At 72.6% G+C, this 13,465-nt stretch carries 12 protein-coding genes; 5 read left to right on the top strand and 7 right to left on the bottom strand.

Annotated features, from left to right (window positions below):
* Positions 1-44: 44 nt before the first annotated feature.
* The 4 genes from D6270_RS00765 to D6270_RS00750 form a co-directional block, all read right to left on the bottom strand.
* The gene (locus tag D6270_RS00765; protein ID WP_109167716.1) at positions 45-2,066 is read right to left on the bottom strand and encodes a PTS fructose transporter subunit IIABC; all 2,022 of its coding nucleotides are present in this window, start codon (positions 2,064-2,066) and stop codon (positions 45-47) included.
* A gap of 97 nt (positions 2,067-2,163) precedes the next feature.
* Positions 2,164-3,111 (bottom strand): 1-phosphofructokinase, encoded by a 948-nt coding sequence (gene pfkB, locus D6270_RS00760; protein WP_109167717.1) that lies wholly within the window; start codon positions 3,109-3,111, stop codon positions 2,164-2,166.
* Positions 3,108-3,869 (bottom strand): DeoR/GlpR family DNA-binding transcription regulator, encoded by a 762-nt coding sequence (locus tag D6270_RS00755; RefSeq protein ID WP_109167718.1) that lies wholly within the window; start codon positions 3,867-3,869, stop codon positions 3,108-3,110. The genes pfkB and D6270_RS00755 overlap by 4 nt, the downstream gene beginning before the upstream one ends.
* A gap of 189 nt (positions 3,870-4,058) precedes the next feature.
* Positions 4,059-4,307: a DUF6296 family protein gene (locus D6270_RS00750; protein WP_109167719.1), complete on the bottom strand. Its 249-nt coding sequence runs from the start codon at positions 4,305-4,307 to the stop codon at positions 4,059-4,061.
* 189 nt (positions 4,308-4,496) lie between these two features.
* Between D6270_RS00750 and D6270_RS00745 the strand changes: the two genes are divergently transcribed.
* Positions 4,497-5,312 (top strand): PepSY domain-containing protein, encoded by an 816-nt coding sequence (locus D6270_RS00745; RefSeq protein ID WP_204117242.1) that lies wholly within the window; start codon positions 4,497-4,499, stop codon positions 5,310-5,312.
* A 74-nt stretch (positions 5,313-5,386) separates the two neighbouring features.
* Here the strand turns inward: D6270_RS00745 and D6270_RS00740 are convergent, their stop codons facing one another.
* The 3 genes from D6270_RS00740 to D6270_RS00730 all read right to left on the bottom strand — a co-directional run bounded on the left by D6270_RS00740 (position 5,387) and on the right by D6270_RS00730 (position 10,128).
* Positions 5,387-6,505 (bottom strand): serine hydrolase domain-containing protein, encoded by a 1,119-nt coding sequence (locus tag D6270_RS00740; protein ID WP_225977020.1) that lies wholly within the window; start codon positions 6,503-6,505, stop codon positions 5,387-5,389.
* A gap of 503 nt (positions 6,506-7,008) precedes the next feature.
* Entirely contained in the window at positions 7,009-9,042 is a 2,034-nt protein-coding gene (locus tag D6270_RS00735) for an ATP-binding protein (protein WP_109167838.1), read from the bottom strand.
* A gap of 117 nt (positions 9,043-9,159) precedes the next feature.
* A complete protein-coding gene (locus D6270_RS00730; RefSeq protein WP_204117243.1) occupies positions 9,160-10,128 on the bottom strand; it encodes an LLM class flavin-dependent oxidoreductase in 969 nt (322 codons plus the stop codon).
* A gap of 240 nt (positions 10,129-10,368) precedes the next feature.
* On the opposite strand from D6270_RS00730, the gene D6270_RS00725 reads away from it, so the two are divergent.
* The 4 genes from D6270_RS00725 (at position 10,369) to D6270_RS00715 (ending at position 13,465) form a co-directional block, all read left to right on the top strand.
* Entirely contained in the window at positions 10,369-10,560 is a 192-nt protein-coding gene (locus D6270_RS00725; RefSeq protein WP_109167722.1) for a hypothetical protein, read from the top strand.
* A gap of 85 nt (positions 10,561-10,645) precedes the next feature.
* Complete coding sequence (locus D6270_RS00720; protein ID WP_109167723.1) at positions 10,646-11,185, top strand: DUF6630 family protein; 540 nt, start codon at positions 10,646-10,648, stop codon at positions 11,183-11,185.
* A 172-nt stretch (positions 11,186-11,357) separates the two neighbouring features.
* A complete protein-coding gene (locus D6270_RS32670; RefSeq protein WP_202419017.1) occupies positions 11,358-11,519 on the top strand; it encodes a hypothetical protein in 162 nt (53 codons plus the stop codon).
* Between the two features lie 593 nt (positions 11,520-12,112).
* Positions 12,113-13,465 carry an ABC transporter substrate-binding protein gene (locus D6270_RS00715; protein WP_109167724.1) on the top strand — a complete coding sequence of 451 codons (1,353 nt, stop codon included), beginning with the start codon at positions 12,113-12,115 and terminating at the stop codon, positions 13,463-13,465.

Here is a 13,465-nt window from a genome sequence, read left to right as displayed (position 1 = left end):
ACCGGACCAGAGATCCTGTGCCCCGTTCCGCGAGCGTGACGAGGTCAGACGGTCGCACCCACCCGGGAGTCCGCGGCCACGGCCTCCGCCTCCCCTGCCGGTACCGCGGCCGTCCGGCGGACGCCCTTGAGCAGGACCACCAGCGCGGTCGCCACGAGGGTGCCCGCGGCGATCGCCAGCAGGTACAGGAACGGTTCACCGATCAGCGGCACGACGAAGATGCCGCCGTGCGGAGCGCGCAGGGTGCACCCGAAGGCCATCGACAGCGCACCGGTGACCGCGCCGCCCGCCATCACCGACGGGATCACCCGCAGCGGGTCGGCGGCGGCGAACGGAATCGCGCCCTCGGTGATGAACGAGGCGCCCAGCACCCAGGCCGCCCGCCCGTTCTCCCGCTCCGTCCTGGTGAACAGCTTCTTCCGTACGGTGGTGGCCAGGGCCATCGCCAGCGGCGGGACCATACCGGCCGCCATGACCGCCGCCATCACCTTGAGGCTGCCGTCGGTCGGATCGGCCAGACCGCCGACCGCGAAGGCGTACGCCACCTTGTTCAGCGGGCCGCCCATGTCGAAGCACATCATCAGGCCGAGGACGACGCCGAGGATGACCGCGTTGGAGCCGGAGAGACCGTTCAGCCAGTCCGTGAGGGCGCTCTGCAGAGCGGCGATCGGCTTGCCGACCACGATGAACATCAGGAACCCGACCACCGCCGACGCGATCAGCGGGATCACCAGCACCGGCATGATCCCGCGCAACGTGGCGTGGACCGGGACCCGCTGGATGGCCATCACCACCGCACCGGCCAGCAGACCGGCGACCAGACCGCCGAGGAACCCGGCATCCACGGTGAGCGCGATCGCGCCGCCGACGAACCCCGGGACCAGGGCGGGCCGGTCCGCCATCCCGTACGCGATGTACCCGGCCAGCACCGGCACCAGGAAGCCGAAGGCGGCCGAACCGATCTGGTTGAACAGCGCGGCCCAGCTGTCCATCTGCCCCCACACGAAGTGGTCGGCGACCGACTTGGCGTCCACGATCTCGTAGCCGCCGATGGCGAACGACAGGGCGATCAGCAGACCGCCCGCCGCGACGAACGGCACCATGTAGCTCACGCCGGACATCAGATACGTACGCAGCCGGACCCCGAAGTGCGCACTGTCCGCACCGGATCCACCGTCCGCACCGGCCTCCGGCCCGTCCCCGCCCTGCGGTGCGGCGGAGATCTCACCGCGCTCCGCCTTGCGCCGGGCCTCGGCGATCAGCTCGGCGGGCCGGTTGATGCCCGCCTTCACCCCGACGTCCACGAGCGGCTTGCCCCCGAAGCGCCCCTTCTCCCGCACCTCGACGTCATGCGCCCAGATGACCGCGTCGGCCCGGGCGATGACGGCCGGGTCCAGCTTGCTGAACCCCGCCGAGCCCTGGGTCTCCACCGTCACCTCGACCCCCTCGGCCCGGCCGGCGGCGGTGAGGGACTCGGCGGCCATGTAGGTGTGGGCGATACCGGTGGGGCAGGAGGTGACGGCGACGATCCGGAAGGGGGTCTCGGTGGTCTCCCTGGCTGCCGGTATCGGCGCCGCGGCCTCGGGCTCCGGAGCGGTGTCCGTCCGCGCGGTCTCCGGCGCCGGCTCCTCGCCCCGGATCAGCGCGGCGACCGCGCCCGGTTCGGTCCCGGCCCGCAGGGCGGCGGTGAACTCCGGGTCCATCAGCCTGCGGGCCAGCCCCGACAGGATCGTCAGGTGGTCGTCGTCCGCCCCGGCGGGCGCGGCGATGAGGAAGATCAGGTCCGCCGGACCGTCGGCCGCGCCGAAATCGACGCCCCGGGCGCTGCGCCCGAAGGCCAGGGTCGGGGCGCTGACATGCTCGCTCCGGCAGTGCGGGATGCCGATCCCGCCGTCGAGTCCCGTCGGCATCTGCGCCTCGCGGGCGGCGACATCGGCCAGGAAGCCGTCGAGATCGGTGACACGGTGCGCGGCCACCATCCGCTCGGCGAGCGACCTCGCGGCGGCGTCCTTCGTTGCGGCGGACAGATCGAGGTCGACCAGATCCGCGGTGATCAGCTCACTCATCGCGGTGCTCCTTGCTCGGGGACCGCCGGGCGGCGGTGCGGGGGACGGAAAGGCGGCGGGCTCGTTCGGGTGGGGCTCGGGGCGGGGTGTGCGGGGGTCATGGGGCGGGCTCCGTCAGCGGACGGTCCAGGGGTACGTCTCCACCCGACGTGACCGCCGACAGGTCGAGGTCGGCCGGGGTGGGCATGAGGCTCCCCGCCAGCTGCACCGCCGCCGCACCGTGGGCGACGGCCGACGCGAGGGCCCGCGGGCCCTGACCACCCGCCGTCAGGAATCCGGCGAGCGAGGCGTCCCCGGCGCCGACATTGCTGCGTACGGTCGCCACGCGGGCGGTCGCGAAGTACGCCCCGCCCTCCTCCACCAGCAGCTGTCCGTCGGCCCCCAGGCTCGCCAGCACCGCCCGGGCGCCGCGCTCGCGCAGCTCCTCGGCCGCCTTCAGGGCGTCGCCCACGGTGGCGAGCGGACGGCCGACGGCCTCGGCCAGCTCCTGGGCGTTGGGCTTGATCACGTCCGGCCCTTCCCGCAGCGCGGCGGTCAGCGCCGCCCCGGAGGTGTCCAGCGCGATCCGCGCACCGGCCCGGTGGCTCCGCGCGACCAGCTCCGCGTACCACTGTGGCGGCAGCCCGCGCGGCAGGCTTCCGCAGCACGCGATCCAGTCGGCGGAGGCGGAACGGGCGCGCACGGCCTCCAGGACGTCCTCCGCCTCGGCGGCGCTGAGCTCGGGCCCGGTCGCGTTGATCTTGGTCAGGGTGCCGTCGGGTTCGACGAGCGTGACGTTGATCCGGGTGCTGCCGGTGACCGGCACCCCGGCGGCCTCGATGCCGTGCTCACCGAGCAGCCGCGCGAGCAGGGCGCCCTCCGGCCCGCCCATGGGGGCGACGGCGACCGTGCGGTGGCCGGCCGCCGCGACCGCGCGGGAGACGTTGACGCCTTTGCCGCCCGGGTCGACGCGGTCGGCCGTGGCGCGCAGGACGGTGCCCCGGACCAGGTCCGGCAGCTCGTAGGTCCGGTCCAGGCTGGGGTTGGGGGTGACGGTGAGGATCATGCGCGTACCACTTCCGTGCCCCGGCTCTCGATGGAGCGGGCGTCGTCGGGGCTCAGGCCCGTGTCGGTGATGAGGAGGTCCACATCGGTGAGGTCACCGAAGCGGGCGAAGTGCCGCTGCCCGAACTTGCCCGAGTCGGCGAGCAGGACGACCCGGCGGGCGGCCTTGACCACGGCTCGCTTCACGGCGGCCTCGGCGAGGTCGGGGGTGGTCAGGCCGCTCTCGGGCGAGAAGCCGTTGGTGGCGAGGAAGACGACGTCGGCGCTGATCTCGGCGTACGAGCCGAGCGCCCAGGCGTCGACCGCCGCTCGCGTACGGTGCCGGACCCGGCCGCCGACCAGGTGCAGGGCGATCCCCGGGTGGTCGGCGAGGCGGGCGGCGACCGGCAGCGCGTGGGTCACCACGGTCAGCGCGGAGTCGACGGGAACGGCCGCGGCGAGCCGGGCCGTCGTGGTCCCGGCGTCGATGATCACGTTGCCGTCCGCGGGCAGCTCCGCGAGCGCCACCTGCGCGATCCGGTCCTTCTCGTCGGCGGCCACGGCGTCCCGCTCGGCGAGGTCGGGCTCGAAGTCCAGCCGCCCGACCGGAATGGCACCGCCGTGCACCCGGCGCAGCAGCCCCGCCCGGTCCAGCGTCCTGAGATCCCGCCGCACGGTCTCGGCGGTCACCTGGAACTCCTCGGCCAGCGAGAGCACGTCGACCCGGCCGCTCTCCTGGGCGAGGCGGAGGATCTCCTGCTGACGCTCCGGTGCGTACATGTGGTTTCGTATCCGTTTCATGCCCGAGTCTGTGGTTTCGCGCTCAGATTACGTCCGAGGTTCCGGAAAGTAAACACATTCGGGCGGGAAGTGGGCATGGGTGGGCGTGGACGACAAGAGGGTGTGAGGTGTCGTGGCATACGTCGGCGGGGCGTACCGCTCATCGGTACGCCCCGCCGGTCCGGCCGCTCAGCGCTTCCCCGGAACCCCCTCGCCCAGCGGCCGGGCGAGCAGCGGGGTGCCGGGGGCCTGGTGTCCGCCGCTGGCGAGCATCCGCACCTCGCCCCGGTCGCTGATCTCGGCGCGGACGATCCCGGTCTCGTCCTCGTACACCGGAGATCCGCCCGCCCCGGTCCGGTCGGTCAGCCCGACGGCGACCACGTCGTCCTCGGCGCCGGACATCTGGAAGATGAGTTCGTAGCGCTCCGTGTGCTCCATGACGGCCTCCCGGCGGGGCCATGACGACATCCGGCCCCGATCCCATTGTTTCGCACCCGGGTGCGCTCCGCCCGGGGAGCGGTGAGGGGGAGGGGCGCGACGGCCAACGGGCGGAGGTGTCCGGTCGATCGGGTGACTCCGGCCGGTAGGACAACATGACTGGTCGCCGGGAGGGCTAGGCATGCGTACATGAGACTTGAGCCCCGACGGAACAACCGTCTTTCCCTACGCTCCCGCAACCTCAAGGCGACCGGTGCCGCCGCCTGCGTGGCGGCCGCCGCTCTCCTGTTGACGGCATGTGGTCAGAGCTCGGACAGTGCGACGTCCGCGGCCACCGAAGCCGCGAAGGTCCTCCCGCAGAAGACGACGGCGTCCCCGTCCGCCACCGCGAAGCTGACCGAGGACCAGCAGGAACGCAAGAACGTCCTGGACGCCACCAAGGTCACCTTCGACGATGCCGCGACGACCGCGGTCGGTGAAGTGGCCGGCGGCAAGCTCGTCGATCTGGACCTGGAGGGTGTGGACGACGACGACCGCGACCAGAGCCCCAGCCCGACCGGCAGCGCCACGGGCAGCGCCAGCCCCACGGGTAGCCCGAGCCCGACCGGCAGCCCCACCGCGACCGGTTCGCCGAGCGCGAGCCCGGGGGCCGACGCCCCCGTCTGGATCGCGGAGGTCGCCGAGAAGGACGGCACGGTCCACACCGTCCGGATCAACGCGGTCGACGGCAAGGTGATCGAGGCCCGCGTCGACGCGGACCAGGACGACGAGGACAAGAAGCAGACGGCCGAGTGGCTCTCCCAGGCCACGCAGACGCCCGAGCAGGCGGCGAAGGTCGCCACCGAGAAGAAGAAGGGCACCATCACCTCCGTCAGCCTGGACGACAACGACGGCAAGGGTGTGATCTGGTCGGTCGACGTGGTCGGCTCCGACTGGAAGAAGACCACGTTCGACGTGGACGCCAAGAACGACACCATCGTCCGCGAGGAGACCGACAACGACTGACCGTCCCCGGACGGGTCACCGGTCCACGGGAAACGGGAAAGGGGTACGCCGGACACCCGGCGTACCCCTTCTCCCTACGCCCCGTGCGGCTTCTGCCGCTCCAGCAGCCGGCAGACGAAGTCCTCCTGAAGGGCGCGGAGGGTGGCCAGCAGCCGGGGGTTCGTCGCGCTGTTGACCTGCGACGTCAGCGAGACGGTCAGCGACCGCCTGCCGTCCTTGGTGGCGGCCGCCAGCTGGGTGTAGCCGGGGAAGTTGCCGGTGTGGCCGTACACCGTCCCGCACCGCGTCCGGTACGCGAAGAGGGCGGGCCCGGCTTCGTTGCGCCCGGGGCCCGCCGGCTCGGAGCTGCCCGCCACGAACGTCAGCTGCCGGCGGCGGACCGCCGGACTCAGATCCCGGCCGCCGGCCCAGGCGCGGATGAAGGCGCCCAGCTCCCCGGGCGTGGAGACGATGCCGCCCGACGCCCACACCCCGGAGGCGCCGATCGCGGTCGAGAGGTCCTCCGGCGGATTCGGCGGGTCCACGGCGTACCCGTGCAGATACGGCGCGGGCAGCCGGTACCCCTGGGGGAGCGAGGTGGCGCGCAGCCCCAGCGGCCGGTACACGGTCTCCGCCAGCAACTGCTCGTAGCGGGTGCCCGTCGCGGCCTCGGCGACGAGGGCGACGGCGATGTTGTCGGAGTTGGAGTAGCGGTACGCCGAACCCGGCCGGAACCGCAGCGGTTCCCCGGCGACGTACCGCAGCAGCTTGCGCGAGTCGAAGGGGCGGCGCGGATCGGCGGCGAACTCGGCGATGAACGTGGGGGACTCGGTGTAGTCCGGCAGCCCGCTGGTGTGGTTGAGGAGCTGGCCGACGGTGACCCGGTGCCAAGCCGCAGGGAGCCGGGGGAGCCACCGGCCGAGCGTGTCGTCCAGTGAGAGGCGCCCCCGGTCGGCCAGATGCAGCGCGACCGCGCCGCTGAAGGCCTTCGCCACACTGGCGATCCGCATATGGTCCGTGGTCTGCGGTCGCCGCCCGGTGCCGACCTCGGCCGTACCGGCCCGGTACACCTCGCTGCGGCCACCGGCCGTCAGTACGGCGATGGCCCCGGGCGGCCCGCCCGGGGTGTCGACGAGCGCCTGGAGCCCGCGCTGCAACTCGCGGTCGACCGGCCCGTGCGGCCCGTCACCGCCGGCCTGGGCGGGGCCGGTCATCAGCCCGGCGAGCGAGGCGGCGGCCAGGACAGCGACGACGGCTCTTCGCCGCAGCGGCAGGGAAGGGGCGGGCAGAGGGGGACGGGTGGGCACGGGCGTACCTCCTGGGGATGGGGGAGGGGCGGGGACGCAGTCCGGGCCGGGCACCTCGCGCCCGGCGGCTGCCGCGAGCCCAGCATCGGGCGACCGCCCGGAGCCCGCCCCCGAGGTGGCCCATCCGGCCGATCACCGCCACCCGGCTGTCGCACCGGTGGCGGGAAGCGTCGCTCACCCGGCCGGAGCCGACTGGTGATCGTCGTACGGGAGGCCGGTGATCCGTGTCGGCAGGCGGAGGTTGGGAGCGGGGACGGCGGCGTCCGGGCCGTGAAGGGAACTGCCGCCCGAGGGCGTGGTGGGGGCAGAGTTCGGTCACGGAGGCAACTGCCACCCCGGGGGCGTGGTGCGGGCCGCGTCCGGTCACCAAGGGAATCGCCGCCTCGGAGCGTCCTTCAGGGCGCGCCAGGTCAGGAGGGCAGTTGGCGCTCCAGGGCATGGGCCAGACCACGCTCGGCGTCGTCGGCCGAGGCCCGGCGATAGGCCCGTTCGTACGCCGTGTTCCCCGCCGCCTGCCGGGCCTGGAGCTCCCACTGCTCGCGGATCGCGCCGAGTTCGGGGGTGCCCCGGTGGGGGTGGCCGATGATCCGCCAGTACGTGTGGCCGGTGCCGGAGGTGCGGGCCGCCGCGACGCCGTCCCCCTGCGCGGCGATGGCACCGGCGAGCAGGTCGAGGCCGAGGGCGATGCCCAGGCTGTCGTGGAGCTCGTGCTTGCTCGCGAGCATCGTGCGGGCATGGCTCTCGGCGTCGCGGGGGCGGCCCTGCAGCAGATGGATCAGGGCCAGCTGGTGATCGGCGTACGCCCGCGCCCAGTGCTCACCGAAGCGCAGGCTTATCCGCTGGAGCCGGGTGGCCTCCTCGTACGCCTCGTCCAGGCGGCCGAGCGCGGACAGGGCGAAGAGCCGTATCACGCGGCAGCGCATCTGGGAGGGGGCGTCGGCGGGGTCCCCGGGGTGGAGGCGCAGGGCATGGTCGCTGACCAGGTGCGCGGTCTGCGGACGGCCCATCATCAGATAGGTGAAGCTCATGGAGTGAGCCGCCGAGAGGACCCCCTCGGCGTCCTGCCCGAGGCGGGCCGCCTCCTCGCACTCCTTGCCGACCCGGCGGGCCGCCTCATGGTCCCCCTGGAGGGTCAGCGTGATGCCGAGGGCCCAGAGCGCACGGGTGCGGTGCGGACCGGCCGAGAGGGGCAGCGCCAGCACCCGCTCCAGATAGGACCGGGCCTGGTGCAGATGGCCGCAGCAGCTCCAGAAGAGACCGGCGCACCCGGCCATCTCCATCGCCCGCTCGGGGTCCTCGGCGAGCAGATGCTCCAGGGCCGCGCAGAGATCCGCGTGCGTGGCGGCGACCCTGCCGTACCACTCGACCTGCCGGGGCCCCAGCCAGCCCGCGTGCGCCTGCACGGCCGTCTGCGCGAAGTGCCGGGCGTGCCGGTCGGTGAAGAGCGTGTCCTCCGCCAGCTCCGCGAGCCACATCGCCCCGTACTCGCGCAGTGTGTCCAGCATCCGGTAGCCGTCCCCGGTCCGCCGGAGCACGGACTGCTCGGCGAGACTCTCCAGCGCGGGGCCGATCTCCTCGGCGCCCAACGGCCCGCCCGCACAGACCGCTTCGGCGTCGGCCGCCATGATGACGCCCCGGAAGACGGAGAGCCGCGCCCACAACAGCCGCTCCAGCGGGGCGCAGAGCTCGTGGCTCCAGCCGATCGTGGTGCGCAGGGCGCGGTGACGGCGGGGCCAGAGCGTGTCGTCGCTGAGGGCGTCCAGCCGGGAGGCCAGCCGCCCGGTGATCTCCCGCGCACTGCGCTCGCGGAGCTGGGCACAAGCCAGTTCGACGGCGAGCGGTATCCCTTCGAGGCGGCGGCAGATCTCGGCCACGGCGGCGCTGTCGGCGGGGGAGTCGAACGTCAGGCCGGGGACGACGGTGGCGGCGCGGTCGTGGAAGAGCCGGACGGCCTCGTCCCCGGCCTCACCCGCCGAGAGCGGGGCCACCTCCACGGCGTGCTCACCCTCCGCTCCGAGCGGCTGCCGGCTGGTGGCCAGGACCGTCAGCCCCGGCGCGGCGGCGAGCAGTTCGGTGACGAGCTGACGGCAGGAGTCGACCACCCGCTCGCAGCAGTCGAGGACGAGCAGCAGCCGGCGGTCGGAGAGCCATTCGCAGAGCGCGGCCACCGGCCGGCGAGGGCTGTGGTCCAGCAGCCCGACGCCGTCGCAGACCGTCGTGGTGAGCAGCTGGTCGTCGTCGAGATGGGAGAGGTCGGCCCACCACACGCCGTCCGCGTACCGGTCCCGGACGCGTCCGGCGGTCTGCAGGGCCAGGCGGCTCTTGCCGACGCCGCCGCTCCCGCTGAGCGTGACCAGCCGGTGGTCCCGAAGCGCCCGGTCGATGCTGTCCAGTTCGCTGTCGCGGCCGACGAAGCTGGTCGTCACGACAGGGAGGTTGCCCATCACGGAGGCCATCCTGCCTCGCCGAGCCCCACGGCCTCCGTTCATAGCGAAAAGCAGTCAAAAACGGCTGACAATGTCTCCTGTCTGATCGGAAGTCGACACAGATGAAAGGTCGCGTCAGACCAAGGCGGCCAGCGACTCCAAGGCCCCGAGCGGGTTCGGCCCGACCGGGGTGAGGACGGCGTCGGAGACGCCCGCCGCACCGAGCTCGCCCAGCCGGGCGCGGGCCGCCTCCGGTGTTCCGGTGACCGCGAGCTGAGCGACCCAGGCGTCGGGCATCCGGCGGACGAACTCCTCCCGGGTCGCGCACCCTGCCCGCAGCTCCACCAGCTCCCCGGCGAAGGGGAGCGGGGCGATGTGGGCCTGCCAGTCCGGCTCGCCGATCCACTCCAGGCCGGGCCGCGCCGCCGCGAGGGCCGCCTCCGGATCGGGGCCGACGGAGCCGATGTTGTACGCGACCAGCCGGTGCGGGCGGGCCGCCGCGATCTGCCCGAGGGCCGCCCGTACGTACTCGGGCGCGACGGGCTCGGCGAGGATCGTCCCGTCGGCCACCTCTCCGGAGACCGCGAGGGACTTCGGCCCCCGGACGCCCGCCAGGATGTCGGGCACCACGTCGGGCAGCGCGCCGCGCTCCAGCCGGACGCCGTCGAGGTGCACGTACCGCCCCCGCACCTCCGGGCCCTCGCCCCGAAGCAGCGCGCGCAGGGCGTCGATGTACTCGTTGAGGAAGGTCAGCGGGCTCTTGGGCCACTGGCCGACGCTCCGCATCCAGCCGGGCATCCCGTGCCCCACGCCGATGTCGGTCCGGCCGGGGAAGAGCTGGGCCAGGGAGGCGATCTCCATCGCCGCGAACGCCACGTTGCGGGCGCCGGCGGGCAGCAGCCCGATGCCCACCCGGATCCGGGAGGTGGAGGCCAGCACGGTGGCCGCCTGGGCGATCCCGCCGCGGAACCCGAGATCCTCCACCACCCACACCGATGCGAACCCCAGCTCCTCGGCCCGGCGCGCGAACGGAAGGATCAGCTCCGTGGGCAGATCGCGGGGCAGCATGACACCCACGGCGGGGGAGGGGGTGGAGGAAGGCACAGGTGTTCTCCTCTGGAGCTCGGCATGCGGTACGGATCTCGGTGCACGGGACGGGCCTCGGCGGACGTACGGCACGCCTCCCGGCGTACGGACCCGAGGGGTCCGCATATCGAGAACCTAGCGAACGGGGCCCGGCGGACCAAGGGCCAGGGGCACTGTCGGACCCCTGCGTTACGTTGCTGCCATGACGAACTTCGTACTCGTGTCAGCCGCCGCCCCGGAAGCGGCGGGAGCCGGACGATGACGGAGCACCCGGAGATCACGTACATCGGCTGTGCCCGGTGCGGCACCCAGATCGCGGGACTCGACGGCCGCTACGCCTGCTCGGGCTGCGGCTGGGTGAACGAGTGGACCGAGGGGCACCGGCCCCTCCCCGGCGCCCGACGACGGCGCACCCAGGGAGCACCCGCCCCGCGCCCGGAACAGCCCTGAGCACGGCGGAGCCGGCCCGAGCCGATCGCTGTGCGACCGGACCGACCAGCCGGCGGCGCCGTGGCCGCAGAAGGAGAGCACCCCTGTGACCGAACCCCACACCCCCGACGACGCCCGCGCGGCCCTCGCCGCGATCGCCTCGCTGCTCGCCCCCGCGCATCCCGATGTCGCCGAGGAGGTGCTGCGGGCCCACGACAGCCCGCACGGTTACGTGAGCGCCTTCGCGGACCGGCTGGACGGGCGGGGCATCGACGAGCCGGTGGAGAACCTCGCCTGGATCGCGCTCATCGACGCCCTCGACGCCCGTGGGCTGCTCGCGGAGTTCGACTGGAAGGAGGACGCGCAGGAGATCCGGTCCCAGCTCCGCGGCCTGGAGTCGCGGCCTTCCGCGGACCCGTGGGTGCTCTTCGAGGACCGGGAGACGCACCTGCCGACGGTGGAGTTCCTGCACGCCTGCGGCCGCCACTACCGGGAGACCGGGGCCGCCCTGGCCGTCCTCGACATCGAGTCCGACTGCTACCCGGTGGTGGGTCTGCGGGCCGCCCGTACCGAGGAGCTGACCGCGCTGGCCGCCCGTGCGGGCTTCCCCGTGCACCACCTCGGCGCGGGCAGCGGCGGAGGGTGAAGCGGATGCCGCCGAGAGCCGCCGGGGCGGGGCCCGGGAGCTGTTCCGGCAGGTCCGGGGCCGTCTCGGTCCCCGGACCGGGAATCGCGGCCTCCGCCGCCCACCACGTACACTCGCCCCCGCTCCGCCGACCGGCGGGGCTTTTCGCACCAGACCTGACGGGGAAATCCATATGAGTTCCGCAGACAGCATCGAAGCGCCGATCTACGCCGGCCTCGTGGAGGAGCAGGGAGACGTGCTCGCCGAGGTGCGACGCGTGGCCGAGGAAGTGCTGCGTGACGCCGACCGCGCGATCGATTTCGGCGGCGTGCAGTCGTCCGCCGCCTACCGCTAGCACCGGCCCCGACGCCAGGACGGACCACCCCGGACGGACCGCTCACGGCGGACCGCCGAGAAGCGGCCATGTCCATCACGAGGCGATAAACGTCGTGCAACTATTGCCATATTCTTGCGTATCCGAGGCGACGGCTTACTGAAGAACCGTCGCCGGCGGGAGTGGGTGGGGCCGCGGTCCGGCCGAGTGCTCGGCGAGCACCGGTGCACCGCGGCCACCCGGCGGCCGGCTGCGAAAGACGCGCCACCGCCCCGGTGAGCGGTCCGTACGTCCGTGCGGAGAGCGCTCCCGAACCGTCGATGACGGTCATCTCCCGCACGCTTCCCGCGCGCGTCCCCAGTCCGCACCCGGCTGCCGCCGCTTGCAGGCGTTGCGGAGCCGACGCGCCCGTAATAGCCGGATCCGCGCCTCCGTGTACAGCCTCCTGCCCGCACTTCTGCGGGCTCTTGTCGTATCCGATGGGTACGCGCTGTCAATGATTTACGAAATCAACGTGACATCTTGCGGACATTCGTCGGCGGTGGTTGAGTGTGGTCCGCCGCACAGCTCGGGGCTGTGGGCTTCCCGCACTCCTGCCCTAAAGGGGTCCACCGATGAGAAGTTCTGTTCTTCGTCGTACCTGCACCGCCGCCGTCGCCACCGCACTGGCCGTCACCGGCCTGGCCGCCTGCAACTCCGAGGGCGAGAGCGCCTCGGACGGCAAGACGCGCATCACGGTCAACTGCTGGCCCCAGCCGAGTGCGAAGATCGACCACCAGCGGTTCGACGAGGACGTCAAGGCGTTCGAGAAGCAGAACCCGGACATCGACATCACCGCGCACGACGCCTTCCCGTGCCAGGACCCCAAGACGTTCGACGCCAAGCTGGCCGGCGGTCAGATGGAGGACGTGTTCTACACGTACTTCACCGACACCGAGCGCGTCGTCTCCATCAACCAGGCCGCCGACATCACCGAGTACGTCAAGGACCTCAAGGCGTACAAGGACATAGCCCAGCCCCTGCGGGACGCCTACGCGGTCGACGGGAAGATCTACGGCATCCCGCGCACCAACTACTCCATGGGCCTGCTCTACAGCAAGGCGCTCTTCACCAAGGCCGGACTCGACCCGGAGAAGCCGCCGGCCACCTGGCCCGAGGTCCAGGCGGCCGCCAAGAAGATCGCGGGCCTAGGCAACGGCACCGTCGGCTTCGCCGAGTACAGCGCCCAGAACCAGGGCGGCTGGCACTTCACCGCCCACATCTACTCCCAGGGCGGCTCGGTCGTCAGCGAGGACGGCAAGAAGGCCACCGTCGACACCCCCGAGGGCAAGGCCGTCCTGCAGAACCTCAAGGACATGCGCTGGCGCGACAACTCCATGGGCGCCAAGCAACTCCTCATCATCAACGACACCCTCCAGATGATGGGCTCCGGCAAGCTCGGGATGTACCTCGCCGCCCCCGACAACGTGCCGCGCATCGTCAAGGAGGCCGGCGGGAAGTACGAGGACCTCGCGTTCGCCCCGATGCCCGGCGGCCAGGGCACCCTCATGGGCGGCGACGGCTACATGTTCAACAAGAAGGCCACCCCCGAGCAGATCAAGGCCGGCCTCAAGTGGCTGGAGTGGACCTTCCTCACCCCCGGCCAGGGCTACATGAACAACTACGCCCGCGCCGCCGAGGACAAGTCACCGGTCGGCCTGCCCGAGCCCCGCCTGTTCACCGGTGCCACCGACGCCAAGGACCAGGAGCTGAAGAAGGCCTCCGCCAACGTGCCGGTGGAGAACTACCAGGCGTTCATCGACGGCGGCCAGAAGCTCGACATGAAGCTGGAGCCCAAGCACGGCCAGCAGATCTACGCCGTCCTCGACGGCGCCGTCTCCGCCGTCCTCACCAAGAAGGACGCCGACATCGACCAGCTCCTCAAGGACGCCCAGTCCAAGATCGACGGAATCCTGACCCGGGGCTGA

The organism is Streptomyces griseus subsp. griseus (assembly GCF_003610995.1).
Classification (GTDB): Bacteria; Actinomycetota; Actinomycetes; order Streptomycetales; family Streptomycetaceae; genus Streptomyces.
Note: the sequence above shows the minus strand (reverse complement) of the source record. Positions and strands in the feature narration are given on the sequence as shown.

Bases quoted from the DNA above. Each gene is read 5' to 3' on its own strand.
- D6270_RS00765 (WP_109167716.1), bottom strand. From the start codon at position 2,066: ATGAGTGAGCTGATCACCGCGGATCTGGTCGACCTCGATCTGTCCGCC.
- pfkB (WP_109167717.1), bottom strand. From the start codon at position 3,111: ATGATCCTCACCGTCACCCCCAACCCCAGCCTGGACCGGACCTACGAG.
- D6270_RS00755 (WP_109167718.1), bottom strand. From the start codon at position 3,869: ATGTACGCACCGGAGCGTCAGCAGGAGATCCTCCGCCTCGCCCAGGAG.
- D6270_RS00750 (WP_109167719.1), bottom strand. From the start codon at position 4,307: ATGGAGCACACGGAGCGCTACGAACTCATCTTCCAGATGTCCGGCGCC.
- D6270_RS00745 (WP_204117242.1), top strand. From the start codon at position 4,497: ATGAGACTTGAGCCCCGACGGAACAACCGTCTTTCCCTACGCTCCCGC.
- D6270_RS00740 (WP_225977020.1), bottom strand. From the start codon at position 6,505: ATGACCGGCCCCGCCCAGGCCGGCGGTGACGGGCCGCACGGGCCGGTC.
- D6270_RS00735 (WP_109167838.1), bottom strand. From the start codon at position 9,042: ATGGGCAACCTCCCTGTCGTGACGACCAGCTTCGTCGGCCGCGACAGC.
- D6270_RS00725 (WP_109167722.1), top strand. From the start codon at position 10,369: ATGACGGAGCACCCGGAGATCACGTACATCGGCTGTGCCCGGTGCGGC.
- D6270_RS32670 (WP_202419017.1), top strand. From the start codon at position 11,358: ATGAGTTCCGCAGACAGCATCGAAGCGCCGATCTACGCCGGCCTCGTG.
- D6270_RS00715 (WP_109167724.1), top strand. From the start codon at position 12,113: ATGAGAAGTTCTGTTCTTCGTCGTACCTGCACCGCCGCCGTCGCCACC.